The sequence below is a fragment of the Bacillus sp. ISL-75 genome (genome assembly GCF_018613095.1).
This window is the reverse complement of sequence record NZ_JAGGQX010000058.1, coordinates 27,006-51,812: the sequence shown is the minus strand read 5'-3', so window position 1 is coordinate 51,812 and position 24,807 is coordinate 27,006. Positions and strand designations below refer to the sequence as shown.

Below are 24,807 nucleotides of genomic sequence, written 5' to 3'. Positions count from 1 at the left end.
TTGTGGATGATTCTGTATGGAATTTTTCAATAACTCCTGATTCAACACTTAAACGATTTGAAGATGGAAAGGTGACGATTAAGTATCCATGGGTAGAAGGTGATCCTCATACAATTCTATTAATATCTGAAAATGGGATAATAACAGAAGCTGTTATTGATGCAGCCACCTTAACTCCTGAATTTTCATGGGATAATGTGTTGAACTACGGATTTATTGGTTTTTACGTAGGGATTGTTCCCATTACTTTAGGGTTACTATGGTTTCCATTTATGAAACGTTTGAAAAAAGGCTGGATTAATGCCATTCTTGCTCTCACAGTTGGCCTCCTCCTATTTTTATTCTTTGGTACGTTATTTGATGGATTTGAAATAGGAGCAGAAGCACCGTCTGTATTCCAGGGCAACATGGTGGTAATCATTTGTACGGTTCTTTCATTTTTATTACTGGTTGGATTTGATCAATATCAACATCAAAGACAAAAACGAACGGGTTATTCTCCACTAGGAATTTCATTATTGATGGCAACAGGAATTGGTCTTCATAATTTTGGTGAGGGATTGGCTATTGGCTCATCATTTGCACTAGGTGAAGCAGCATTGGGTACGTTTTTAGTAATCGGATTTACTCTGCATAATATTACTGAAGGGATTGGTATTGCTGCCCCATTACTGAAGAGTAAGCCAAAGATTAGCCACTTTGTGTTATTAGGCACGATTGCAGGTGCCCCTGCGATAGTGGGAACTTGGTTCGGAGGGTTTATTTTTTCACCAATTTGGGGCGCAGTATTTTTAGGTGTTGGTGCAGGTGCTATTTTACAGGTAATATTCGTAATTTCCAAAATGCTGATGGAAGAACACAAAAAGAATAATCAACCAGTTGTATCATGGATGAATTTTACTGGATTTACGCTTGGAATATTAATCATGTATTTTACGGCTTTTTTCGTAAAATAATCAGGAGGAATTTGAAATGGCTAATATAGGAATTGGTGGTGCATTATTGATATTTGTGATTGCATTAATTGTTTTTGGGCCGAAAAAACTTCCAGAGCTCGGTCGTGCTGTGGGATCTACACTTAAAGAATTTAAACAGTCAACAAAAGGGATATTGGATGATGATCACGATAAAGAAAAATAAATAAACTTCTATATAAAAGGTGGCTCATGATGTTAAGACGATGAACTACCTTTTTTATATATTCCTAAATCACAAACAAAAAAGAGAATTGTCCTGATTGTTCTCCATTTCAATCTGATCGGCTTCTCTTCTATATTCCATCAACTAGCTATGAATATTTTAAATTTTCATATTATTTATGATGCTATTGTATTAAATAATATTATAGCGTTATAATATGCTAGTGTAATAATTCGGTAACGTACTAAAGGAAATTTAAAATAAATAGCTAAGGTGGTAGTTCTATTATGAAACGGTTAATACCTATGATTCTAGTAATAGCAGCACTATTCTCGATCCTTACAGGATGTTCGTCTAAATCATCAGGAGCAAACGACAACACGCTCGTGATTGGGATTGATGATAAATTTGCCCCGATGGGTTTCCGCGATGAGAACAATAAAATTGTTGGTTTTGACATTGACTACGCGAACGCAGCGGCAGAAAAAATGGGGAAAAAGGTTAAATTCCAACCAATTGATTGGAGCACAAAAGAAGCGGAATTAAGCAGTGGACGGATTGACCTTATTTGGAACGGATACACTATTACGGATGAACGTAAAAAGAAAGTTCTTTTCACGAAGCCATATTTGAAGAATGCACAAGTGGTTGTTACATTGGCTGATTCAAAGCTTACTAAATTAGATGATTTAAATGGTAAGGTTGTTGGACTGCAAACACTATCTTCTGCAGCAGATGCTTTGGATGCCGCACCTATTAAAGCCAAAATTAAGACAGTTACCGAATTTGCTGATAATGTCCAGGCATTAACTGACTTAAAGAGCGGTCGTTTGGATGCAGTAGTAATTGATGAGATTGTTATCGATTATTATATGACGAAAGAAAAAGAATCCTTTAAAATTCTCGATGAATCGCTTGCTCCTGAAGAATACGGAATTGGCGTTAAAAAAGGGAATGAAGCATTACTTGAAAAGCTGCAAAAAGCACTCGATGAGATGAATGAGGATGGCACAGCAGCAGGTATCTCTGAAAAGTGGTTTGGCGAAAATAAAGTATTAAACTAATACCGAATATAAGGCGAACAGGATTTCCATTGGGAACCCTGTTTTGCTTTTGGAGGAACATATATGTCTTTTGATTATCTGATTTCCATACTTAAACCAATGCTCGAAGGCGCCCAGATGACAGTCCTCTTGTTTGTCATTGCGATTGTGGTTTCGATTCCACTTGGGTTTATATTAACGCTGGCTGTCGGCAGCCGTTTTAAGCCTGTGTCCCTGCTTGCACAAGGATATATTTACGTGATGCGCGGTACACCGCTCTTGCTTCAGCTGTTATTTATCTGTTTCGGGCTGCCGATGATACCAGTAGTTGGAGAATATTTAGTTTTGGACCGCTTTGTCGCTGCCTGTTTAGGTTTTATCTTGAACTATGCTGCCTATTTCGCCGAAATCTTTCGCGGCGGGCTTCTTGCGATTGATAAAGGTCAATATGAGGCCTCGCAAGTGCTCGGCCTGAATAAATGGCAGACGTTAACAAAGGTCATCCTTCCGCAAATGTTCCGGATCGCCCTTCCCGCTGTCGCGAACGAATCCGTTACATTGGTCAAAGATACCGCACTGCTCTATGCGGTTGCCGTTCCGGAATTGTTGCATTTTGCACAGACAGCTGTAAACCGCGACTTTACCATCGTTCCTTTCTTCGTCGCCGGTATTATTTACTTGATTATGACGCTCCTCTTAACGATGGTCTTTAAATGGCTCGAAAAACGGTTCAAATTTGAATAAGAAGGAGTGGTAACTATGCCTGTCATGGAAATAGCTAACCTCAAAAAATCGTATGGGAATTTGGATGTCCTAAAACAGATTAGCTTTGATGTAAATAAAAATGATGTGGTAGCCGTCATTGGTCCCTCCGGTTCCGGGAAAAGTACGATGCTCCGCAGTTTGGTCCATCTTGAAAAAATAGACGGTGGCACGATTTATGTCTCCGGTAAGCATTTAGTAAAGGACGGCGTCTATGCAAAACCCCAGGAGATTAAAGAGATCAATGCAAAAATGGGGATGGTCTTTCAGCATTTTAACCTCTTTCCGCATCTGACCGTAAAAGAAAATTTGGAACTTGCTCCAAGAATGCTGAAGAAGGAATCACCTGATAAAATTCAACAAAGAAGCAGTGAACTACTTAAGAAAATCGGGCTTACTGACCGGGCCACCGCCTATCCAGCCAATCTCTCAGGCGGGCAAAAACAACGCGTCGCCATTGCCAGAGCGCTCATGTTAAACCCAGAAATTCTCCTTTTTGATGAACCTACTTCTGCATTGGACCCCGAATTAACTGGTGAGGTATTACAAGTGATGAAGGATCTGGCCGAAGAACACATGACGATGATTGTTGTGACACATGAGATGGGATTCGCCAAGGAAGTAGCAAACCGGGTGATTTTTATGGACAATGGGGAGATTGTGGAATCTGGTTCGCCCGCGGAGTTGTTTACAAACCCTAAGAATGAACGAACGAAGGCTTTCTTGAAGCGTAGCTTATAAGAGTATGGTTGGATAATAAATGCGGGTGTCGATGTTCATCGAAGCATCATGAGGACAATTTTCACTTTTTCATCCTTAGGTTTGTCCTCATGAACACCTCATGAGGACAATTTTCACTTTTCCATCCTTAGGTTTGTCCTCATGAACACCTCATGAGGACAATTTTCACTTTTTCATCCTTAGGTTTGTCCTCATGAACACCTCATGAGGACAATTTTCACTTTTCCATCCTTAGTTTTGTCCTCATGAACGCCTCATGAGGACAGTTTTTACTTTTTCATCCTTAATCCTGTCCTCATGAACACTCCATACCGATTTTACAGTCAGTTGTTATTTTTCCACAGAATCATCTTTCGGAGCAATCCAAAACGCCACTACAATCGACACAATCATCACAAGAAACGGGGCATAAAAGAGCAAGAAATCATCCACGTTCATTCCCCCTAAGCATGTTCATCATTTCGATTCCCTTGGACATATTCCTTGTTAAACAGAAACAATTTTAGCAGTAGATATAGCGATGGCAGGAGTAATCCTAACCCTGCAATGAAGGCAACAATCAGGGCAATCGCCATCGATTGATTCGTAAAACTATCATAAAGGGTGAGATAGGGATACAGTAAATAAGGATAATGGGAAGCACCATAGGCCAAAAAGGCAAGCGCAAATTGCCCGACTAATAACCAGAATGCCAGACCGTACGCACGCCGCTTCCAGATCAAATAGACTGTTCCAACAAAGAAAATGACAGACAATCCGAACAACCACCAAAGGTCGATTAAGCGTTGATAATGTTCTGGATTGTGCATTCGCATTTCAATGATAATACCCGCGGCGGTGATAATGGCTGGTCCTGCCCAACTAAGCGCATATTTGCGAAGTAGGTTCGTTGCCGCCTCATCCTTTGCATGGTGGGCATACCATGTCAAGAATACAGCCGAGATATATAATACGGCTGTCAGACTAAGGACCACAATACTCCACGATAAAGGACTAGTAAACAAAGCCCAATAATCAAGCACAGGCGCAGAACTTTCCATTGTCACAAAGCCGCCTTCTGAAATCGTCAAGACACTCGACAGCGACGCTGGAATAAATAATCCCGTCAACCCATACAAAATGGTATATCGTTTATGTTTGAGTCCCCCGTAGGTTGTAAAGGCATAATAAGCTCCCCGAATCGCTAGCAAAATAATCGCAATGCTTGCCGGTACAAGTAAGGTTGTGCCGAAGTAATAAGCCGTTTTTGGAAAAAAACCAACCATCCCGACGAAGAAAAACACTAAAAAGACATTGGTGACTTCCCAAACCGGCGATAAATAGCGTTGAATAATCTTCGTCAAAATATGCTGTTTCCCGGTTAATGTACTAAACGCGTTAAAAAATCCTGCCCCAAAATCAATGGACGCAATGATGATATATCCAAAGAGAAACAACCCCAATGCACTTATTCCGACGATTTCCAGTGTCATAGCACATCACCCGCTTTCTCGGAGGCTCTATCGGCCAATTCCTGTTCCACCGTGTTCTTCCGGAACATTCGCCAGAGTACAACCACACTGCCAACCCCGAGGACAAGATAAAGCCCCGCAAATAAAACCAACATGATATCCACTTGACCGCTTGTTGTCGCTGCATCTTTAGTTCGCAAAATCCCACGCAGGACCCAAGGCTGACGGCCGACCTCGTCCAACCACCACCCCGCCTCAATCGCAAGAATGGAGAGAGGGCCGCCGAGCACAAGCAGCCAGCGAAACCATTTAGATAAAACGAAACGCCATTGGCGCCAAGTACCTATTACATATACCAAAGACAAAACAGTCATCCACATCCCAATCGTCACCATCATATCGAATAAATAGTGGATATACAGGGGCGGCACTTCATCCTTCGGAAACTGATCAAGTCCTATCACTTCTGCATTAGGAACTTCATGAGCCAGAATGCTGAGTGCAAAGGGAATTTTCAGTGCATATTTTACTTCCCCATTATCAAGGACACCGTATAAGACAAGCGGTACACCTTTCCCTGTTTCAAAGTGCCACTCAGCAGCAGCTAATTTTTCCGGTTGATATTCGGCCAAATACTTTCCGGAGAAATCCCCTAAAAGAGCAGTTGCTACGGAAAAGACGAATCCGAGTTTCATTGTTAAAAACAAAGCCTTTTTATGATACGTATGGTTTGACCCCTTAAGTAAACGAAAGGCTCCAATCGCAGCCAGGACAAACGCTGACGTCATATAGGCGGTGACGACCACATGGGCTACCTTTGTCGGCATCGCCGGATTAAACATGGCCACAATTGGACTGACATTCACTAATTGGCCATTAACGACATCAAAGCCCTGGGGTGCATTCATAAATGCATTGACAATGGTAATAAAAACGGCTGAAAAAGAGGCTCCCATCGCAACTGGAATCAGCAGGAGCAGATGTTTTTTCTGGTCCTTAAACCGATCCCAAGTATATATGTAAATACCTAAAAAAATCGCTTCAAAGAAAAACGCAAATGTCTCCATAAATAACGGCAGGGCAATCACGTTTCCCGCTAACTGCATAAAATTGGGCCATAGGAGTGAGAGTTGTAACCCTATTGCGGTCCCGGTCACAACGCCAACTGCCACGGTAATCACAAATCCCCTTGTCCACCTTCGAGCTAATAAAATATAGTGTTCATCTTGTTTCTTTATCCCAACCCATTGAGCAATCATAATCATTAGTGGAATCCCAACACCAATGGTCGCATAAATGATGTGAAAGGATAAGGTCAATTCTGTTAGAACACGACTAAAAAATACTGCTTCCTCATTACCCAATTAACTCCCCCCCTTCTTATCCTGAAAAAAGCCGTCCAATGATCGACAGTCCCATAATGGATGCAACAATAAAAGCCAGCCAAATGAGCTTTCGCTCTTGTTTTTTGTAAATAAAAATCCCACCTTATCTTTTGGCTAATTTAATTAATTAAGCACACTTCTTACATACCATTCCCAAAATTATGGCGGAATATATTTAACGGCACTGGAAAGTATCCGCACACAGAAAAAATAGTGAGAAGTGGTGGTCAGTCAACAATCCCCACCACATTCCCACTATTCATTTTTTTACCAAGACGAACGGTCAAGGTTAATCCAAATTTATGCATTCCCAACATTAGGATTCCCGCAAACAATTGATCAAGTCTTGTATTAAATGGTGATGGCAGTATATTGAGAGAACTTAATTGGGAAGGTGAGATACAAAGGTTTGCGGTTAGTTGTGTAAGAAGTGGATTATTCATTCCACCAATAAAGGCAGTTAATATGAAAAGCAAACAGGCGGGCATTAATACAAGCCCGCTCAAAAATAGATAACGTTTATTCTGCCCCTTTGAACCATACTTCTTCGAGTCAGGAGAGGCTATTGGCCCCCACATCCTAAAAGATAGGACGAACAGCACAAATAAGTAGCCATTATGGACAAACGAATTTTGAGAGAGAGTCGTTAAAACTACTGGGAAATGGTACATCAAGAACATGGCTCCAAAAGCATAAAGTGCAGCAATTGGCGGTAAGAAAAACTTGCTTACTCTTACAAAGATGGAGAGATGACGAATTTGCTGGAGAAATGAATCTGGAATACCTAATAAAAATAGAGGTGGGATGATAAAGTATAAAATGCTCATTTGCAGCATGTGCAAACTATACGACAAGTGACTTATGGTTTCAAATGGACTGCCAAAGGTTACGTACATAATGCTTAAACTGAGGAAAAAAAGCAGGGGTTGTTTTTGATGAAGCTTTATTTTTGTAAAAGAAAGTACTAAGACTACATATAAAACTGCTATACAAATGAGACAAGCAAGTAATGGTGTATTCCACAACGATTGACCTTCCAACCACATCGCATAGAACATGATATCCTCCTTCCTACTCTGGGGATATTTACTTTTTAAGCGAGCAAATAACTTTAGATTATATGACAGTTTAGCTGATTTATGACAAAAAAGAAGAACCTTAGTGGCTCTTCCTTTTCCATATTCAGTTTTACTTTCAAAGCAAAGTCCCCCTTTAACGCATATATAGCCGCTGCCTCGTTTGGCTTCCTATCTTTTTCTGACTAGACGGTTCTTTTTCAAAAGATTACTTTCAATTTTCTCATAGTACTCAATTAACCAAAGGATTACTTTGTTTATTTCCTCGAATCGAACTAGTAAGAAATGGATGGCAAAAGCTACACTTGTCCCTATGAGCATTCCTGCTGCCACATCTAAAGGATAATGGACTCCTGTCCAAACACGGGACAGAGCAATGCCTGCAGCCAATACCAACCACATCCAGCCGTCACGTTTTTTCCAAATCCAAATGGCCGTTGCAATCACGAATGCGGCAGTCGCGTGGTCACTTGGAAACGAGGCGTTTTTCACATGAGGGATTAACCAGTTTACATGATGGGTGACAAAAGGACGATTCCGGTAAAAAAAGTGACCTATTTCTCCATTTATACTTAACGCAACACAAGCGGCCAGAATTGCCTCAACAACCATTTTTCGGTTTTGTGATTTATGATAAAACCAATAAAAAATGATTCCTGCAAAAAATAGATACTCTGCTTTTTCTGCTAAAAATATCATCAATGGGTTTAAAAATCGCTCACTTATTGCAAAGTGATTGATTATTTGAAAAATACTATAGTCTATGTGAGACATCTTAACTAACCTCCAGATTCATGTGGTTCAACAATCTTATATTCTCAAAGGAGAAGAAAATCTTACCAATCCCGATTGCCTGCTGCTGGTCTTTTGGTCAAGGAGTGTTTCTATCATCTCCACGATATTTTCCGGCTTCTCTAGCTCAATTCCCTGCTGGTAAGCATCAATAGCATCCTCCCAGCCTTTCATTTTTTTCTGGTTCGTTAAAACACTAAGCAGCTGTTTTTCCAATGGAGTGCTCTGGTCGAGCTCAAATACTAGCTCTTTCCGCTTTAAATATTGGAGATTTATTTCCTCCTGCCCAGGAAGTGCAGAATGCACAAAGATTGGCAGTCTTTTTCGGATCGCTTCACTTATAGTGACTCCACCCGGTTTTGAGATAATCGCGTCCACTTCTTCATACAGTAAATTCATTTCTGATCTTGAAGAAAGATAGGTTAATGGTTTGATATACTCTAAATCCCACGAAAGAATTTCATCATAAAGCTTCTTGTTATTACCACACAATACGAAGAAGTCTAAGTTTGGGGACAGTTTTAACTCTTCAGCTAGTTTCAAAATCCCGCCCAAACCGCTATTTCCTCCAGATAATAAGATTTTGAGACGCTCATTTTCGTGTTTCCGATGAAGGGTTTTTGTAATTTCTTCATGGACAGGAATACCAGTGACCATCATCTGTTGGTTCGTGGTTTGATATTTTCTGCCGAGTTTTCGTTTGATCTCTTGGCTAGGGAGAAAATGGAGATCAATCCCTTCTCTTCCCCAAACACTATTAATAAAGAAATCTGTGTAAACGTTAATAATCGGTATGTCGCATTTTCCCTTCATTTTTAACTTACTAAGAAGAGAAGAAGGGAACCCATGCGTACAAACAAGTAAATCTGGTTTTTCCTCTGCTAACAATTGCTCCATTTTCTTTAAAAAGAGCGGTTGATACCATTTAAAGGAATGTCTTTTAGTTGGTGATACGTAAAAAAAGCTTTTATAGGCAAGATTATAGGTTTCTGGTGCGTAGCGAATCCAATTGAGATAGCCATTTGTAATCACTTTTTCTAACGATTTATTTGTATAACTTAACAAGTCGATTTTTTTAAAAGTAAGATCGTCACAATGATTTTTTAATAGTTCCATTAATGCCTCAGCGACTTGATGATGTCCCGATTGCATTTGTAAGAGTGGTAAAAACAAAATCTTCTTCACTTATTCCATCTCCTGTTCTACTAGTAATCGAACTTTGAAAATGATGATTTCTAAATTACCCTTTCAATGTATCACTCATTTCTTGAAAAACTCGTTTTTTAATGGATTTTTAATCTTACCTTCAGCTTTTTTTTAGCTTGGTCAAAAACAAAAACCTGAAAAGATGCCTTTTCAGGTTTTGTTTTATTTTCTCCTATTCAGCTGATGTCGTTTTTTTCCTTTTTATATACTTACGTATGACAAATAGCAGAAAAAGAACGAAAAATACCATTCCTAAATATGGAATATAGTCTGGATTTATATGAAATACCTTTCCTGCATAATAGCCTCCCACAATAAAAGGGATGGTCCAGAGAAGAGTGCCTAGCAGGGAAAAAAGGAAAAACCTCCGAAATGGAATATTTGTAATCCCAGCAAAGTACGGGCTTATCTGCCTAATACCTGGCAGATAAAAACCAATAACGATTGTTTTACGTACATTTTTTGTATAGATACGACTTACTTTTTCCCAACGGTCATCGCTAATCCCGACATACTTTCCGAATTTTTTTATAATAGGGGACCCTGCATATTTTCCAATCGAATAGGCTGTTTGCATTCCTATAAACGCTCCGAGAATGGAACTAAGTATGGCTAGCCCTATTGAGAGCTTATGATGAAAACTCAGCACGCCGATTAAAAAGAGCAGCGATTCTTCAGGAGCAGGAATACCCACAATACCAAAGAATAAAAAGAGAAAAATGACTAGGTAACCATATATATTAATATAATTAATAATTGTCTCTACATTCATAGCAGCCTCTAAAAGTTCACTTCTTTTAATGTGATAAATTTTGTGCCCTTAATTACATTTTCCTGTAAATAGATTTCTAAGCACTTTAGCATATAACGGGGAGCTAGCCTATCGGCACCCAAGGTTTCCCCACAATCATGAAGCAACAATACAGAGCCTGCTTCTGTCGTTTGGAGCAATTCTTCAAGCAGTCCGTTTTTACCCTTCGCTACCTTCCAATCACCGAAGATATGCGACCACATTATCACCTTATATCGCTTGCTCAATAGTAGGCTGGCACTATTAAAACTCCCCCATGGCGGCCGGTAAAAGGGTACTGCTTCATTGGTGCATTCAATGATTGCCTGTTCTGTCATTTGCAGTTGTTTTTTTAAGCGAAAGGGGGAGAGAATCCAACTTGAAATATGGTCATAATGATGAATTCCAATCGTATGTCCCTCCTGACTCATCCGTTTAATAATGGTAGGATTGGCTTTCACTTTACTGCCGACCACAAAAAAGGATGCCTTTACACCGTACTTTTTCAAAAGATCAAGTAATTGTGGTGTGTATTCAGGATTGGGGCCATCATCAAACGTTAATGCAATAGCCGGAGCATGGATCGTTTTGATGATTCCCCTTCCGCTAATCCGGATTAGGATAGTTGGCAATATGGAATAGATAAGAAACAAAATGAATAAAAGAATAACACATACTATCAATATTTTAATCACTCGAAAAACATTTCCTTTCCAACTTTTCGTTTGGGTAAGAACAACTCTACCTCTGTTCCCACCCCCTCCGTACTTTTTACGATGATTTCTCCTTGATGCTGCTTCATAATATTTTTGGCAATCGACAAGCCTAACCCTGTCCCACCTGTCTCCCTGCTCCGCGCCTTGTCCACCCGGTAAAACCGTTCAAAGACATTCTCTATTTCACACTCAGGTATGCCGATTCCGTAATCTTTTACCGTAATAATCGTCAATTGTTCCTTATCCTGTAAGTACACATCTATTTTATCTGTACTATATTTAATTGCGTTATCGATTAAGATTATCATTGCCTGCTTTAGCTTGACTTCATCCGCGATAACCGTAATGGCTGGTTCTTGGTAATGGAGGTTAATTTCCCTTTTATAGGCACTTTTAAGCTGCTTGAAGATTTCTTCGCACAAGGAAACTAAATTGATTACTTTTGGTTCTAAAAGATTACCTGATTCTGTATCAGCTAAATCCAGAAACCTTTCTGTCATTTTTTGAATTCTTGTTGCTTCTGAATGAATCGATTCAATCGCATCATGGGCCACCTCTTCATTTTTTAACCCCCGTCTTAGCAGTAGGTCTGCATAACTTTTGATCACAGTAAGCGGGGTTTTTAATTCATGTGAAGCATCCGAAATAAATTGCCGCTGTTTTTCGAGATTTGCCTCTAATCTGCCAATCATCCGATTAAAAGTAACGGCCAATTTTTGCAATTCATCCTTTGTCTCATGTTGGATGATGATCTTTTTCGGGATCCCACTTTTTTCGATATCCTCCATTGTATTAATCATATTAGAGATAGGTTTCATAATCAGATTGGACAACCACCTACCTCCGAGCAGTGATAGTACCGCACCTAAAATGGTACAAAAGGCAAGAATGGAGAGTAATAAGTCTTTTCCTGTTTCCAATCCTACTAATTTCTCCCCAAACTCTAGTGTTCCTACTACATGGCCATTTGATTGAATTGGCACCCTGACAATGGCAATTTGTTCTTCTTGATGTTTAAGTCTAATGGTACGCCTTTCCGTACCTTTTTCAGTAGTGAATTGTGGTTTTATTTTAGCCGCTAATTTCGGATCATTCGTTACTTGATTAACTATTTTCGAATCTGGCTGAACGATCCTTATAAAAGACTGGTTCGTTAGGTATGGGGTTAATTTTTCTTTAATAACCGCTAGAGAATCTCCCTTTTTGATTTCGTTTATCAAATAATCAGCCTTTTGAAGTAGTTCACCATCTTCCATATTGACAGTAATCTTCATAAATGAAAAAAAGACAACCGCATTCACAGCAAGTAACATACATAGAATCCATGCCGTAGTAATAAGATTTATTTTTGTGGTAATTTTCATTTGTTAATTCTCCCTTACGGTATAACCAATGCCCCTTACCGTCTGAATAATCGTTGGGTCAGAAAAACCTTCTTCAATTTTCTTTCGTAAATGTCTGATAAACACATCGATGACATTGGTTTCCCCTTCATATTCATAGCCCCAAACATGAAGGAGGATACTGTCCCTCGTGACAATTCTATTTTTATTGGATAGCAAATAAACGAGTAAGTCGAATTCCTTGGGAGTTAACGTGATGGAAGTCTCCCCCCTGGTGACCTCTCTTGTATCCAGATTAACGGTTAAATCTCTTATTTCTAATAAGGAGTCATTCGATTGTGATGCCATGACTGCAATGGTACTTTGCCGAAGGCAAGAACGAATTCTTGCCAATAATTCCTCAATTTCAAATGGCTTTGTGATATAATCATTCGCCCCTTGATCGAGTCCTGCTACCTTGTCCATGGTCATATTTCGGGCTGTTAATAAAATAACGGGGATGAGGTTATTCTCTTTTCGTATTTTTCTTAAAACCTCAATGCCATTCATTTCGGGCAGCATAACATCCAATAAAATTAAATCCAATTTTTCATGTAAGGCTGCCTGCAATCCCGATTTCCCATCATAGGCAACATTTACTTCGTATCCCTCATATTCCAGTTCGATCTTTAATATCTTGGCGATCTGTTTTTCATCCTCTACCACCAAAATCCGCTGTTTCATCGTCACCCCTCCTTTATATGGCATGAACCTAGGTTACAAATTTACATATTTTATAAAACCATCTTATTTTTTTAAAAATGATCTACTTCAATTTAGCATGATTTCTGCTTAGTTTTCTTTTTTTCATTGAATTTTAATCTTTTATTCAGATCACACCTGCCACAATCATTCGTCGATTCAATTAAAATATCAAATCTATTTGCGCAAATTCATCATCCATGGCCATGTATGAAGATGGACGTATTAAACCAAAAAAACTCCTTCATTTTAGTTGAAGGAGTTTTTTATGGTATTGGGGTGTCAGGCACCCTATTGGATTGGATTGGTTGATTCGTCCGTAAAAAGATCTTGTAATGAATGTTTCCGGATCGCTAATACGAGATCGGCAAGGAAATATAATCCTACTGCTGACCAGACCCAGGCCCAGTATGGGTCAATGGCTCCGTATATAGAGGCAACCGCGGGATGGATCCATTTTATGCATAGAAGAGACAGAATACTCCAGCAGGCAGAGAAGGGCAGACAGATATGTCCATGCAGCTGCAGAGGTGAATCTGAATAATCCCACCATTGCCGGTTAAAAAGCTTCTGTAATAATGCTCCCGTTAAATATTCCACAAGTGTTGGAATCAGGATGCAGAGGAGGATCACCACTGTCAAATTTGTTTGTGGTGAAATCAAATATACCAGAAGTACAGGGGTAAAGCCGTACATCGGTTTAAATGGTCCAAATAAAAAATTCGGCTTAAAAAACTCCCGTTTCGTAAAGAAGTTATAACTGTTTTCGAGCAGCCAGCCAAACCATGAGTAGACTGTAAAATAAAAAACAATGGTGGCTGCTCCTTCAAGATTGAAAATATGATGATTTTGAAACTCAATACCATTCAACAAGTTTATGATCATGGCTAAACCACCTTTCATGGATAGGAATTTCCCACATTAGGTTTAACAGTCATGCTGCCAAATATACAAAAAAGTTCCTATTCAGACACAAAAACAGACGAGTCCTATATCCTTGTTTGGTATATGGCTCCCTCTCGGACTGGAGAGTTCGCAATCTTGTGTCGGGATTCCGCCAAACTGGGATTGGATTCCGCCAACTATTGGATTTATTCCGCCAAACTGGGTCGGGATTCCGCCAAACCTGGCACTTTTTCCGCCAATTCCCCTAATGATTCCGCCAAAACCTTTTTGATACCTTTTTAATCCTTGGCTAGAAAGCGGGATGGAAAAATCACCTCTCGAAATGGCGATGATATTATCACGAATCACCTTATTGGGACCAAGGCATGTGTTCGGGTTCAATAATTAGGAGGCTTTTTAACTAGAAAGGCTTTTTTCAAAAATAATCAGCACATTGTTGTTTTTTGTTTATTGCTTATCTCTCACTGAGTTGTAAAATAAAATCATAACCGCGTCAACAATCCTAGGGGGAATGATTGATGGATTCAACCATAAAAGTAGAAGAAGTCAGCAAAAGCTTTGGAAAAAAAACCGTTTTAAATGACGTCAACTTATCCATTGAGAAAGGTCAATTATTTGGGTTGATTGGACCTTCAGGGGCAGGGAAAACGACCCTTGTTAAAATGATTGTTGGGATGGATAAGGCGGATACCGGATCGATTCATGTATTAGATAAGAAAATGCCAAATCTTGCGTTACTTCAGGAAATTGGTTATATGGCCCAAGCGGACGCCTTGTATGGCGAATTAACAGGTGAAGAAAATCTGAAGTTTTTCGCTTCACTATTCGGGTTAAATAAAGAAGCACAGAAAAAGCGAATCACTTATGTTTCCAACTTAGTAAACCTGACAGATGACTTAAAGAAACGGGTAGCTGCTTATTCTGGGGGGATGAAACGGCGCTTATCCCTAGCAATTGCCTTAATTCAGGACCCTAAAATATTAATCTTAGATGAACCAACTGTCGGCATTGATCCCGAATTAAAGTTATCGATTTGGAAAGAATTCTTACGTTTGAAAAATGAAGAGCAAAAAACAATCATTGTCACCACCCACGTTATGGATGAAGCAGTGAAATGCGATTATGTTGCTATGGTCCGCGACGGCCGCATTTTAACGAGTGGAACGCCCGCAGAATTAAAGGCGTTCTACGGGACAGACGATTTTGATGAGGTATTCTTGAAGGCAGGGGTGAAACAATCATGAGAGTACTTGCGCTAATTAAAAGAATTTGTCAGCAGATGTTTCGGGACAAACGCACCTTAGCCTTGTTATTTGTGGCACCACTACTGATTCTGACCCTGATGTACTTTTTATTCAACGGCAACACCGTCGATCCTAAATTGGGTGTCACAGGCATTGATAGTGAGTTAGCAACCGCCTTTAAAAAGGCAGACATTAACGTTAAAGAATACAAGTCAGTAACAAACCATACCATTCTAAATGACGACCTTGACGGACTGCTGCAGCAGGAAAATGGAAAAATAAAGCTGATACTTCGGAATGACGATCCTACAAAAGCCAAAGCGCTGCAAATGAAGGTAAACCAAGTAATCTCAGCACAGTTCCAAGCACAGATTATGATGCAAAGCTCCGGAAAAGCGCCTGCGATGACACCGAAAAATATCGATATAAACTACGTTTATGGTGATTCAGACACCGTCTTTTTTGATGTGTTAAGTCCGATCTTAGTTGGTTTCTTTGTCTTCTTTTTCGTCTTTATTATTTCAGGAATTGGCTTATTACGCGAGCGGACAACAGGCACATTGGAACGGCTGATGTCTACTCCAATTCGGAGATGGGAAATCGTTACCGCATACTTGGTTGGCTATGGACTATTCGCAGTGATTCAAACGATTATCGTTGTATTCTATTCTATCAATGTATTAGATATCGTCCTTGTCGGGTCGATATGGAATGTGCTCCTCATTAATTTGGTCTTAGCTTTGGTGGCACTCTCGCTTGGAATCCTGTTATCGACCTTCGCAGCCTCAGAATTCCAAATGATTCAGTTTATCCCGATTGCAGTTATACCTCAAATATTTTTTGCAGGAATTTTTCCGCTTGAAGAAATGGCCGATTGGTTACAGGCAGTCGCAAAGGTGATGCCCATGTACTATGCAGGAGACGCATTAAAAGGGGTTATGTATAAAGGGTTTAGTTTAAGTGATATAAGCGGGGACCTTCTTGCCTTAATGATCTTCGCCGCTATTTTCATTGTTTTGAATATCTTTTCATTGAAAAAATATCGATCCTTATAATCAATTGACAGCCAAAGGACACACATCCTTTGGTTTTTTTATGTAAAAAAGTGTCTCCCTAGAAGGTTTCAGAATAACGGATGAACCGTTTGTTCATTCTAAACATTGAAGTATAAATTTAATTAAAGGAGACCATCATGGATCAAACACAAACACAAATACCGATTCCAAATCCGCCTCGCGCCATTACAACGAAAGATTTAATGTATTTAAAAGATGCGTTATCATGGGAGCTTTTGGCTTTCAAAAAGTTCCATTCCCTTGCACAAAACGCAGAAAATCCAACTATCAAGCAGGCACTTGATAAAGCTGGGAGGATGCACCAGGATCATTTTAATCGATTGCTCCCTCACCTGCAAGTGAACAATAATCAAGCAATGGCGAACATACCAAGTCCTTCACAAGTCAACTAAACACCATCATGAGGAGGTACATCCGTGCAAATGCAAAACCAACAAGCGCAAAACAATAATCAAATCGCTAATCCGCAAACCGGACAATTGCCAAAAGTTAAAGGACCTAATATGAATGACCGTGACTACTTGAATGATGGGCTCAGTACTTGTAAATATTTAACGGATAGCTTGAACATTGCCGTTCGTGAAGCAAGTCATGAACAACTTCATGCTGATATCTTACAAATTTTAAACGAGACGCACCAAAGCTGCCGCGAGTTGTATAACCTGATGTTCCAAAATGGCTGGTACAAACTTGAAGCCGAGGAACAGCAAAAGCTTGACCAGGCTTATCAACAATTTAGCAATTATTCAACCCAATTTCCTTATTAACGCAACCTGGCATCCTTGATGCCAGGTTCATCTTTATCCAACTGTTTTCAAAATACAACAAAGGGGGGATGAGTCATCATCCCCCCCTCTTTGTTATTATCTAATTGTTTTTAATGCTCCGCTCCAAGCATTCACTTCGTCAAGCATAGCATTAACATTTGTAAGGTGTAATTCAGCTGGCTTGAATACACTGCCGTTTTCAAAGTCTGTGAATAATGACAATGTTGGATGTGTGCGAACGTCAGCAATTTTTAATTCACCCATGATCCCACGTAAATGTTCAGCCGCACGAGCTCCGCCTGTTGAACCATAGCTTACGATTCCAGCAGCTTTGTCATTCCATGCTTCACGTGCAAAATCAAGGGCATTTTTTAATGCACCAGTGATGCTGTGGTTATATTCTTGAACAATGAATACAAAGCCATCTAAGTTAGCAAGTTTTCCATTCCATTCAGCGATACCAGGTTCTGAACCGTCAGTTGTGCCTAAGAATGGTAAATTGAAATCCGCGATATCAACGATTTCATAGTTTGCATCGCCGCGTTTGTCGGCAATCCCTTTCACCCATTCCCCTACTTGTGGGCTTACTCGTCCTTGACGTGTGCTACCTAAAATAATACCAATGTTTAATTTTGTCATTGTTTTTTCCTCCTTTGTTGTTGAATCACCAAATAGTCTACCTAAAAAACCCAACTTCAACACCACCTATAAAAATTTTTTATCTAAAGAGTTACGTAGTGTTCATAATAAACAAAACACTTTTGGCAGGACATAATCCTACTCAATATTACAGTGTAATCTTGAATTGGAATATTATTAATTAATATATCTCTAATTCAAAGTAATTTTATAATATAAAATGCATCTTGTCAACGAAATAATCTTATTTGTTTTTTACACAATTAGATTACCCAATAAAGAACATAAAAAAACACTTAGCAATTTTTGGCTAAGTGGTTTTTTGAATATGGTGTCAGGCACCATCGTTATCCTATTTTCTCATCATACTTGCGCTTATCCTGAACAAAGAGGATGCCCAGTTCGTGGTGGTCACCTTCGTAAAGGGCACGTTGGAGGAAGCGGATCTCTCCATTGGTATCAAGGACCTCTAGCTTGCAGTGCGCACGATTTTTTTGCAGGGCTTCGTAGAACACCTTTTCATCACGAACCAACAGTCCATTTGCTTTTGAGATGATTTCACCAACCTGCAGACCCATTTTACTTGCAGGGGACTCAGGGATGACTCCAATAATCATCAGGCCTTGATTTTTTTTTGAAAAATAAAACGGGAGATTATCATCCTTCATCATTGCCATTAATGTAATCAATTCACGGCCAAGGACAGCCAGAGCCGCTACCACGATCGAACTGAGCGGCAACCAATAGCCTGCGACAGAAAGTAATGTAACGAAAACCCCAAGGGCGATTACTCGGCGCCCATGAAGCTGAATGGCAACTTTGGGCAGCATCCCTTTGACTTTCTGGTGAAAGCCAATTGCAAATGGCACCAGAATCAGTGAGTACTCTTGTGATCCCAGATGAAAGACTGGCCACCAATCGAATGGAAGTTGCAGTGCATTACCTGGTATAAGTAAGAACAATGGAAGCATCCAGAGGCGCTTTCCTTCATGCAACCCTACGTTTTGACCGCGTTTGCTTTTGGCAAGTTTAGGTGAGGTCCCCTTTCCGCCATTTTTAAAAATTAGGATCCCCTCAGCAATTAACATCAGTCCAAGCACAACGACAACAGAAGGATACACCTTGTCACCCAGTGCTTGAAACGACTTCGTAAAGAGCGGGATCGACCAACCATTCTCAGCAATCAATATAATCGTGAAAAAGGCAGCCCCAATTGTATATGCAGGTGATATCCATCGAACATTTGTTGTCAGTGACCACAAAAACGTAAAGACAGCAATCAGTAGAATTGTTGCAACTGGAACGGCGATGCCTGCCGCAACAACAATAATAGAAAGAACCAGTCCGATCAGAACTCCCTGCGGAAATAACTGGCGGAGTTCAAAATAGGCATCATGTGCCCGAATATGAAAGTTTTTTCGCTCACGCTTCACTCTTGTAACACCTAAAATCCCTGTTAGGAAAACAAGATAGTATAAAACAGGATGAAGAAATAACTTGCCTGTCCCTTTTAGAAGTTCCACAAGCCATGTTTCCACCATTTCCTGCCACCTGCCTCTATTAATTCTAGTAATTTATCATAAAAAAATCTCTTAAAGATTATTTTACCAAATTAGAACCATAAAACATATTGCTAGTTTTTAGAAAATGGCAAAAATGTTGTGACAGTTACTACCCAAAAAGAAAAACAGAGGCTAAAGCCCCTGTTTACTATTTGGTAATTAATCTCAATGCCGTTTGCAGCTGGAGATCGTTTTTTTCTTTTTTCATTTCAACAATCGCAGCTTCTTCAAGTTTGGCAGCTGTTTTGGGGCCGATTTTTCCTGTCGGATTCATGTTAACATGAAGTTGGAAGCCTTTTACGGCCATGGTCGTTTCCTTGCTGAAGTATCCATCCGTCCGACCTGGGGCAAATCCTAAACCAGCCAACACTTCTTGAGCATTCTTAACCTGCTCATTGTTCATATCCTCTTCCAGTGTCTCTTCCACTTGAATGGGATGGGTGGCGAATATGGCCGGTTGCTTAACGGCCACATCTGGTTGGATTCCCTTTTTGTGGATCCAATTTCCATCTGGGGTCAGCCATTTAAATAACGTTAACTTGATATTGCTGCCATCCCCCATTGGGACAGCTTGTTGAACCGTGCCTTTTCCAAACGTTGTTTCTCCGATGAGCTGGTAACCTGCCGCCTCTTGCAGTGAACCTGCGAGAATTTCCGATGCGGAGGCACTGCCTTTGTTGACAAGGACAAGCACTGGATAATCCTTTTTCTTCGATAGCGTCGAGAAGTAACGTTTTTTCTTACCGTTTCGCTGTTGGATTTGGACATATGGCTTATCCTTTGGTACAAATTCTTTTAAAATCTCACCGACACTATCCAGAAGGCCGCCAGGGTTTCCACGTACATCAATAATTAATCCTTTAATATCATTGTTTTCGAGGGACGATAATTCCTTTTCAAAATCAGCGGCCGTATCTTCAGAGAAGGAGGTTAATTCAATATAGCCAACCTTTTTGCCATCCTGCTTCTTAATGGAAGCATGTACGGTCTCAAGTGGAATTTCATCACGTGTGACATCAATGGCTAGTGGATCTTTTAACCCTTTTCTCGCAATCATTAATTGAACCGTTGTGCCTTTTTTGCCGCGGATTTTTAGCGTTGCTTTATTCAAGTCAAGTCCTTCCACACTTTTTCCATTCACCTTTAATATTTGATCATTCGGCTTGATGCCTGCTTTTTCAGCGGGGGAATTTTTGAATGGTGAGACAATCACAATTTTCCCATCAACCATTCCAACTTCGGCTCCAATCCCTTCGAATGAGGATTCCAAAGTTTGTGTGAATTGTTTGGCTGTTTCCTTGTCCATATAGACGGAATACGGATCCTTTAAGACTGAAAGCATCCCTTGGATCGCACCCTCTACTAATTTATCCTGATCCACTTTTTCAACATACCTGCTTAAAATAAGGTCATAGGCCTGCTCTACTTTTTCAAGATCAGCTGTATTTTCTTCGGAAATTATTTGATTATCTTTTGGTGATTGCACTAACTCAAGCTTCTTGTTTCCGATTTTATCATCTAATAACTGCATTCCTGCATATGTGCCCCCCGCTCCTGTCAGAAGCGAACCCGTCATCAACAGGGCAATCCATCTACGATTCATCCCAATCCTCCTCGAGTTAAAAATGCGTGTCCTATCTATTTTTATAACAAGGCTCCAAATTCCTGCCCGAATATTAACTTATATGTTAGGAGTGGACGAGTTATGATTGAATAAAAAAATGGAAGAAGTATGAACTTCTCCCATTTCATTATTATAGCGGTACAATCCCTGATGGATTGATTGCCGCATGATATTGCCAACGCCCTTTGTATAGTTCAAAGTGTAAGTGCTGACCTCTGGAATCACCCGTGTTACCCATAACACCGATTTGTTGTCCTTTTTTCACGGTTGCACCTGCTCCCACCAAACTTCTTCTCATATGTGCGTAAACGGTGGTATAGGTTTGACCATTGATGTTATGCAAAATATACACTACGTTTCCATAACTTGATGAGTAATGCGAAACATATACTTCCCCATCTGCAGCAGCGACTATTGGTACATTATCGCCCGGTTTTGCGATGTCAAAACCATAGTGGAATGATCCACCACGGGCTCCAAAGGTCGAAGTAATGACCCCAGGTGCTGGTCTTGTGAAGCTGCCACTTGAAACCCTCGGTGCAGAAGATGATGCACTGCTTCCACTTGAAGTAGAAGAGGTCCCGCTGCTTCCACTTTTAGATTGATTACTTTTAGCTTGAGCCGCTTCTCTTGCCTGACGCTCTCGCTCATTTTGGATTGACCTTTTAATGGCTGCCTCTTGAGCCGCAAGGATTTGCTCTCTCTCCTGCATATCCAGCATACCTTCATGGGCTTCTTCTTCCTGTTCTTTCAGGCTGGCTAATAGTTTTTCTTTTTCTTTCTTTTGTGCACTTAATTGCTGGTTCATATTTTTTAAGTCTACAAGCATCTTCTGGAGGCTAGCAAGGTTCGTTTCTACTCGCGTTTGTTTCTCGAGAAGCTCCTTTTTGTCGGCCTCATGCTGTTCTAAAATATCCTGGTCCGCCTGCACGATGGTTGCTACTGCGTTGGCACGGTCAATGAAATCATTAAAGCTTGTGGATCCCATTAACACATCCAAATAACTAACCATTCCACCATTCTCTTGGTAACTGCGGGCACGTTCCTTCAAAAGCACATTACGCTTTTGAATTCGCTCCTTGATGACTATTGTTTCAGCTTGGAGTTTAGCCACTTCGGCCTTCGTATTTTTGATCTTCTCAGTCTTATCATTTATTTTGTCAGTTGTATCATCAATTGCAAAGTCAAGGCGTTTCTTTTCACTCTTTACATCGGCCTGCTGACTTTGTAAGGTGTTAATCTTATTGTTAGCTTGATTAATATCCGATTTTATATCAGAACGTTGGTTTTGAATTTTAGTTTGTTCGCCTTTTAATCCGGAAATCGATTCGGCCTCTGTTTTAACTGTTACTCCGCCAAAAATTGTTCCCAGCCCGACCGTCGTTGCAACGGCAATAGTAATTACATATTTCTTCATTTCCGATTTTTCCTCCCATTCTCTCTATGTACAGGTTAAATCGTTCTCTATCTTTGTGTGAACGAATGTTGTTGTGTACGAAACTTTTGATGGTTCTCATGCGTTTATTCTAGTAATCTGATCGTTCATAATAAATCAGGAAGGACATGAAGACTGCCCTTCCTGATCTAATCAAATGCACTAAATAGGTGCTTTGGCTTATCTAGTTAAACCTTTAAGAATTTTCTTACGGACATCAAACTGCCCCAAACACCGATTAATGCGCCCATTAAAATCAAAATGCCAGAAACCTGATAGACAAACGGATCAAACGGCAAGATTTTGATAAAAGTCCCCTCTAGCTTAGGGCCAATGTAATCATAGGCACGATAATAGGCAATCGCAATCAGGATAATGGGCAGAATGGACCCAAGAAAACCGAGCCATAATCCTTCCAAAAAGAACGGCCAGCGAATAAACGTATTCGTTGCTCCTACTAATCTCATAATCTTAATTTCTCTCCGTCTTGCAATAATCGTAATTTTAATCGTATTAGAGATTAAGAAAATGGCTGTAAAGAATAAGCCGATGATTAAAACAACCCCGACGTTGCGGCTTGCTTTAATAAACTTAAATAACTTTTCAACCTTGCCCTGGCCATACTTTACCTTGGCAACAAAATTGGATTGTTTGATTTGATTAGCAACTTCCATCGTATCTGTTGGTTTTTTCGTTTTTACGATAAATACATCGTTTAAAGGATTGTCCTGTTCAAAAAGTTTAAAGGACTTGCCTTCCTCACCAAGACTGCTTACTAAATTATCTAGTTCATTCTTTTTAGAAGAGAAAGTCACACTTTTTACTTCAGGAATTCTTTCAATCTCCGTTTTTAAGGTTTGCTGATCTTTTGGGGTTGCAGCAACATCGATGTGAACGCGAATTTGCACATCATCTTCAATGGTTTGTGCGACTCTGTTAAGATTCATCATAATAACGAAAAAGACACCAACTAAAATCAAGGTAACGGTAACAGCACTAACGGATGCAAAAGTCATCCAGCCATTTCTACTAATATTTTTAAAACTATCTCGAGCGTGACGGCCAATTGTTCTAATTTTCATAACCGTATTCACCTCTTTCATCATCACGTACTATTTTTCCACCTTCAATGGCAATAACACGATGCTGCAATGTATTAACAATCTCTCGGTTATGGGTTGCCATAACGATCGTGGTTCCCCTGGTATTGATTTCTTCAAAAATTTTCATGATTTCCCATGATGTTTCCGGGTCAAGGTTTCCAGTAGGCTCATCCGCAATGACCACTTTCGGTGAATTGACAATCGAGCGGGCAATAGAAACACGCTGTTGCTCACCACCAGAAAGCTCTGTTGGCAGCATTTTTATCTTATGCTTTAAATTTACAAGATCGAGAACTTCCATCACTCTTTTTTTAATGACTTTCGGCTGCGCTTCAATAACCTCTAAGGCAAAAGCTACATTTTCATAGACTGTTAACCGTGGTAACAGCTTGAAATCCTGAAAGACAACGCCAAGATTCCGGCGGAAAATGGGTACCTTTTTCATCTTTAATTTTGCGAGGTTGACACCATTCATTGTGATGGTCCCTGAAGTCGGAACTTCCTCACGATACATCATTTTAATGAATGTCGATTTTCCAGCACCACTTGGTCCAACGACATAGACAAATTCGCCCTGGTTTATCCGGACGTCTATCCCATTTATGGCAGAAACCCCATTCGGGTACTTTTTATATACATCTTGTAGTTCTATCATTTTTATCACCTTTATTTAAAGACTTCTCGAATTGCGATTCGACAATAATCTTTATTTATTTGCAAAATGGACTAGGATAACAAAAAATATGTGCATAATTTCGCATAATCCTATTATAACATCATAAATTGCTAAAAAAAGCGGCAAAAATATTACAGTTTCTTTTCAAAGAATTACAAAACCCGACAAAGTTTGCGTTTTGGGCAAAAAAAAACGTTCTATTTTTTCTAAATAGAACGTTTTTGAAACCTTTATTTTTTAGCTGCTAGCCATTCAGCAACTTGGTTCGCGTCATCGCCGCTAACAACGTTTGCCGGCATTTGACCTTTACCATTTTTTATAATACCTAAAATGTCGTCCTTAGAGTACTTTGAGCCAACCTTTGTTAAGTTTGGTCCCATACCACCCGTAAGATCACCGCCATGACAGCCAGAACATTTTTGGTCGAAAATCTTTGCTCCGGCATCACTGGTAACAGTGTCCGTTCCCTTGTCCGTTCCATTGTCCGTTCCCTTGTCGTCATTGCCGCCTCCGCAGGCTGCAAGTCCCATAACTAATGCTGTTCCCATTAACAATGTAAGTAGCTTCTTCTTCATTACCCGTACCCCCT

General features: G+C 40.0%; 28 protein-coding genes. 9 read left to right on the top strand and 19 right to left on the bottom strand.

Going from position 1 to position 24,807, the window contains the following annotated elements; all coding sequences use genetic code 11:
• The 5 genes from J7E63_RS22350 to J7E63_RS22330 all read left to right on the top strand — a co-directional run.
• The coding region (locus tag J7E63_RS22350) for a ZIP family metal transporter (RefSeq protein WP_215016642.1) at positions 1–956 on the top strand (956 nt) is incomplete at its 5' end.
• Between the two features lie 16 nt (positions 957–972).
• A complete protein-coding gene (locus J7E63_RS22345; RefSeq protein WP_215016640.1) occupies positions 973–1,140 on the top strand; it encodes a twin-arginine translocase TatA/TatE family subunit in 168 nt (55 codons plus the stop codon).
• A 287-nt stretch (positions 1,141–1,427) separates the two neighbouring features.
• Positions 1,428–2,204, top strand: a complete 777-nt coding sequence (locus tag J7E63_RS22340; protein WP_215016637.1) for an amino acid ABC transporter substrate-binding protein — start codon at positions 1,428–1,430, stop codon at positions 2,202–2,204.
• Between the two features lie 63 nt (positions 2,205–2,267).
• Complete coding sequence (locus J7E63_RS22335) at positions 2,268–2,927, top strand: amino acid ABC transporter permease (RefSeq protein ID WP_168245686.1); 660 nt, start codon at positions 2,268–2,270, stop codon at positions 2,925–2,927.
• 15 nt (positions 2,928–2,942) lie between these two features.
• On the top strand, positions 2,943–3,686 hold the full coding sequence (locus tag J7E63_RS22330) for an amino acid ABC transporter ATP-binding protein (protein ID WP_215016635.1): 744 nt from the start codon (positions 2,943–2,945) through the stop codon (positions 3,684–3,686).
• A 330-nt stretch (positions 3,687–4,016) separates the two neighbouring features.
• On the opposite strand, the gene cydS is transcribed toward J7E63_RS22330, so the two are convergent.
• The 12 genes from cydS to J7E63_RS22275 all read right to left on the bottom strand — a co-directional run bounded on the left by cydS (position 4,017) and on the right by J7E63_RS22275 (position 14,473).
• Positions 4,017–4,118, bottom strand: a complete 102-nt coding sequence (gene cydS / locus J7E63_RS30615) for a cytochrome bd oxidase small subunit CydS family protein (RefSeq protein WP_374103889.1) — start codon at positions 4,116–4,118, stop codon at positions 4,017–4,019.
• 11 nt (positions 4,119–4,129) lie between these two features.
• The gene (locus J7E63_RS22325) at positions 4,130–5,158 is read right to left on the bottom strand and encodes a cytochrome d ubiquinol oxidase subunit II (protein ID WP_215016633.1); all 1,029 of its coding nucleotides are present in this window, start codon (positions 5,156–5,158) and stop codon (positions 4,130–4,132) included.
• A complete protein-coding gene (locus J7E63_RS22320) occupies positions 5,155–6,501 on the bottom strand; it encodes a cytochrome ubiquinol oxidase subunit I (RefSeq protein ID WP_215016631.1) in 1,347 nt (448 codons plus the stop codon). The genes J7E63_RS22325 and J7E63_RS22320 overlap by 4 nt, the downstream gene beginning before the upstream one ends.
• Before the next feature lie 248 nt (positions 6,502–6,749).
• Positions 6,750–7,580, bottom strand: a complete 831-nt coding sequence (locus tag J7E63_RS22315; RefSeq protein ID WP_215016629.1) for a cytochrome c oxidase assembly protein — start codon at positions 7,578–7,580, stop codon at positions 6,750–6,752.
• A gap of 189 nt (positions 7,581–7,769) precedes the next feature.
• Positions 7,770–8,372: an undecaprenyl-diphosphatase gene (locus J7E63_RS22310; protein ID WP_215016628.1), complete on the bottom strand. Its 603-nt coding sequence runs from the start codon at positions 8,370–8,372 to the stop codon at positions 7,770–7,772.
• A gap of 36 nt (positions 8,373–8,408) precedes the next feature.
• Positions 8,409–9,575 carry an MGDG synthase family glycosyltransferase gene (locus J7E63_RS22305; RefSeq protein WP_215016626.1) on the bottom strand — a complete coding sequence of 389 codons (1,167 nt, stop codon included), beginning with the start codon at positions 9,573–9,575 and terminating at the stop codon, positions 8,409–8,411.
• A 193-nt stretch (positions 9,576–9,768) separates the two neighbouring features.
• Positions 9,769–10,368 carry a DedA family protein gene (locus J7E63_RS22300; RefSeq protein ID WP_215016624.1) on the bottom strand — a complete coding sequence of 200 codons (600 nt, stop codon included), beginning with the start codon at positions 10,366–10,368 and terminating at the stop codon, positions 9,769–9,771.
• Positions 10,369–10,376: 8 nt separating this feature from the next.
• The gene (locus J7E63_RS22295) at positions 10,377–11,081 is read right to left on the bottom strand and encodes a polysaccharide deacetylase family protein (RefSeq protein WP_308161992.1); all 705 of its coding nucleotides are present in this window, start codon (positions 11,079–11,081) and stop codon (positions 10,377–10,379) included.
• Entirely contained in the window at positions 11,078–12,466 is a 1,389-nt protein-coding gene (locus tag J7E63_RS22290; protein ID WP_215016622.1) for a sensor histidine kinase, read from the bottom strand. The genes J7E63_RS22295 and J7E63_RS22290 overlap by 4 nt, the downstream gene beginning before the upstream one ends.
• A 3-nt stretch (positions 12,467–12,469) precedes the next feature.
• On the bottom strand, positions 12,470–13,168 hold the full coding sequence (locus J7E63_RS22285) for a response regulator transcription factor (protein WP_215016620.1): 699 nt from the start codon (positions 13,166–13,168) through the stop codon (positions 12,470–12,472).
• Between the two features lie 309 nt (positions 13,169–13,477).
• Positions 13,478–14,071 (bottom strand): putative ABC transporter permease, encoded by a 594-nt coding sequence (locus tag J7E63_RS22280; RefSeq protein ID WP_215016618.1) that lies wholly within the window; start codon positions 14,069–14,071, stop codon positions 13,478–13,480.
• A gap of 81 nt (positions 14,072–14,152) precedes the next feature.
• Positions 14,153–14,473 carry a hypothetical protein gene (locus tag J7E63_RS22275; RefSeq protein ID WP_215016616.1) on the bottom strand — a complete coding sequence of 107 codons (321 nt, stop codon included), beginning with the start codon at positions 14,471–14,473 and terminating at the stop codon, positions 14,153–14,155.
• A 137-nt stretch (positions 14,474–14,610) separates the two neighbouring features.
• Here J7E63_RS22275 and J7E63_RS22270 point away from each other — a divergent pair, with 137 nt between their 5' ends.
• The 4 genes from J7E63_RS22270 to J7E63_RS22255 all read left to right on the top strand — a co-directional run bounded on the left by J7E63_RS22270 (position 14,611) and on the right by J7E63_RS22255 (position 17,179).
• Positions 14,611–15,336: an ABC transporter ATP-binding protein gene (locus J7E63_RS22270; RefSeq protein WP_215016614.1), complete on the top strand. Its 726-nt coding sequence runs from the start codon at positions 14,611–14,613 to the stop codon at positions 15,334–15,336.
• Positions 15,333–16,391, top strand: a complete 1,059-nt coding sequence (locus J7E63_RS22265) for an ABC transporter permease (RefSeq protein WP_215016612.1) — start codon at positions 15,333–15,335, stop codon at positions 16,389–16,391. Before J7E63_RS22270 ends, J7E63_RS22265 begins: the two co-directional genes overlap by 4 nt.
• A 137-nt stretch (positions 16,392–16,528) precedes the next feature.
• Positions 16,529–16,804: a ferritin family protein gene (locus J7E63_RS22260; protein WP_215016610.1), complete on the top strand. Its 276-nt coding sequence runs from the start codon at positions 16,529–16,531 to the stop codon at positions 16,802–16,804.
• 30 nt (positions 16,805–16,834) lie between these two features.
• The gene (locus J7E63_RS22255) at positions 16,835–17,179 is read left to right on the top strand and encodes a spore coat protein (protein ID WP_215016644.1); all 345 of its coding nucleotides are present in this window, start codon (positions 16,835–16,837) and stop codon (positions 17,177–17,179) included.
• Positions 17,180–17,275: 96 nt separating this feature from the next.
• On the opposite strand, the gene J7E63_RS22250 is transcribed toward J7E63_RS22255, so the two are convergent.
• The 7 genes from J7E63_RS22250 to cccB form a co-directional block, all read right to left on the bottom strand.
• Positions 17,276–17,872, bottom strand: coding sequence for an NADPH-dependent FMN reductase (locus tag J7E63_RS22250; RefSeq protein WP_215016608.1), 597 nt, complete (start codon positions 17,870–17,872; stop codon positions 17,276–17,278).
• Between the two features lie 293 nt (positions 17,873–18,165).
• Complete coding sequence (locus J7E63_RS22245; RefSeq protein ID WP_215016606.1) at positions 18,166–19,359, bottom strand: PDZ domain-containing protein; 1,194 nt, start codon at positions 19,357–19,359, stop codon at positions 18,166–18,168.
• Between the two features lie 169 nt (positions 19,360–19,528).
• A complete protein-coding gene (locus J7E63_RS22240; protein ID WP_215016604.1) occupies positions 19,529–20,983 on the bottom strand; it encodes a S41 family peptidase in 1,455 nt (484 codons plus the stop codon).
• A 151-nt stretch (positions 20,984–21,134) separates the two neighbouring features.
• The gene (locus J7E63_RS22235) at positions 21,135–22,421 is read right to left on the bottom strand and encodes a murein hydrolase activator EnvC family protein (RefSeq protein ID WP_215016602.1); all 1,287 of its coding nucleotides are present in this window, start codon (positions 22,419–22,421) and stop codon (positions 21,135–21,137) included.
• 206 nt (positions 22,422–22,627) lie between these two features.
• Entirely contained in the window at positions 22,628–23,521 is an 894-nt protein-coding gene (gene ftsX / locus J7E63_RS22230; RefSeq protein ID WP_215016599.1) for a permease-like cell division protein FtsX, read from the bottom strand.
• Positions 23,511–24,197 carry a cell division ATP-binding protein FtsE gene (gene ftsE / locus J7E63_RS22225; RefSeq protein WP_215016597.1) on the bottom strand — a complete coding sequence of 229 codons (687 nt, stop codon included), beginning with the start codon at positions 24,195–24,197 and terminating at the stop codon, positions 23,511–23,513. Before ftsE ends, ftsX begins: the two co-directional genes overlap by 11 nt.
• Positions 24,198–24,448: 251 nt before the next feature.
• Positions 24,449–24,793: a cytochrome c551 gene (gene cccB / locus J7E63_RS22220; RefSeq protein ID WP_215016595.1), complete on the bottom strand. Its 345-nt coding sequence runs from the start codon at positions 24,791–24,793 to the stop codon at positions 24,449–24,451.
• Positions 24,794–24,807 lie beyond the last annotated feature (14 nt).

Excerpts from the sequence above, each read along its gene's own strand:
- J7E63_RS22330 (WP_215016635.1), top strand. The coding sequence starts at position 2,943 with ATGCCTGTCATGGAAATAGCTAACCTCAAAAAATCGTATGGGAATTTG.
- J7E63_RS22260 (WP_215016610.1), top strand. The coding sequence starts at position 16,529 with ATGGATCAAACACAAACACAAATACCGATTCCAAATCCGCCTCGCGCC.
- J7E63_RS22270 (WP_215016614.1), top strand. The coding sequence starts at position 14,611 with ATGGATTCAACCATAAAAGTAGAAGAAGTCAGCAAAAGCTTTGGAAAA.
- J7E63_RS22310 (WP_215016628.1), bottom strand. The coding sequence starts at position 8,372 with ATGTCTCACATAGACTATAGTATTTTTCAAATAATCAATCACTTTGCA.
- ftsX (WP_215016599.1), bottom strand. The coding sequence starts at position 23,521 with ATGAAAATTAGAACAATTGGCCGTCACGCTCGAGATAGTTTTAAAAAT.
- cccB (WP_215016595.1), bottom strand. The coding sequence starts at position 24,793 with ATGAAGAAGAAGCTACTTACATTGTTAATGGGAACAGCATTAGTTATG.
- J7E63_RS22345 (WP_215016640.1), top strand. The coding sequence starts at position 973 with ATGGCTAATATAGGAATTGGTGGTGCATTATTGATATTTGTGATTGCA.
- J7E63_RS22280 (WP_215016618.1), bottom strand. The coding sequence starts at position 14,071 with ATGATCATAAACTTGTTGAATGGTATTGAGTTTCAAAATCATCATATT.
- J7E63_RS22325 (WP_215016633.1), bottom strand. The coding sequence starts at position 5,158 with ATGACACTGGAAATCGTCGGAATAAGTGCATTGGGGTTGTTTCTCTTT.
- J7E63_RS22340 (WP_215016637.1), top strand. The coding sequence starts at position 1,428 with ATGAAACGGTTAATACCTATGATTCTAGTAATAGCAGCACTATTCTCG.
- J7E63_RS22240 (WP_215016604.1), bottom strand. The coding sequence starts at position 20,983 with ATGAATCGTAGATGGATTGCCCTGTTGATGACGGGTTCGCTTCTGACA.
- J7E63_RS22265 (WP_215016612.1), top strand. The coding sequence starts at position 15,333 with ATGAGAGTACTTGCGCTAATTAAAAGAATTTGTCAGCAGATGTTTCGG.
- J7E63_RS22300 (WP_215016624.1), bottom strand. The coding sequence starts at position 10,368 with ATGAATGTAGAGACAATTATTAATTATATTAATATATATGGTTACCTA.
- J7E63_RS22290 (WP_215016622.1), bottom strand. The coding sequence starts at position 12,466 with ATGAAAATTACCACAAAAATAAATCTTATTACTACGGCATGGATTCTA.
- J7E63_RS22285 (WP_215016620.1), bottom strand. The coding sequence starts at position 13,168 with ATGAAACAGCGGATTTTGGTGGTAGAGGATGAAAAACAGATCGCCAAG.
- J7E63_RS22245 (WP_215016606.1), bottom strand. The coding sequence starts at position 19,359 with ATGGTGGAAACATGGCTTGTGGAACTTCTAAAAGGGACAGGCAAGTTA.
- J7E63_RS22235 (WP_215016602.1), bottom strand. The coding sequence starts at position 22,421 with ATGAAGAAATATGTAATTACTATTGCCGTTGCAACGACGGTCGGGCTG.
- J7E63_RS22255 (WP_215016644.1), top strand. The coding sequence starts at position 16,835 with ATGCAAAACCAACAAGCGCAAAACAATAATCAAATCGCTAATCCGCAA.
- J7E63_RS22315 (WP_215016629.1), bottom strand. The coding sequence starts at position 7,580 with ATGTTCTATGCGATGTGGTTGGAAGGTCAATCGTTGTGGAATACACCA.
- J7E63_RS22335 (WP_168245686.1), top strand. The coding sequence starts at position 2,268 with ATGTCTTTTGATTATCTGATTTCCATACTTAAACCAATGCTCGAAGGC.
- ftsE (WP_215016597.1), bottom strand. The coding sequence starts at position 24,197 with ATGATAGAACTACAAGATGTATATAAAAAGTACCCGAATGGGGTTTCT.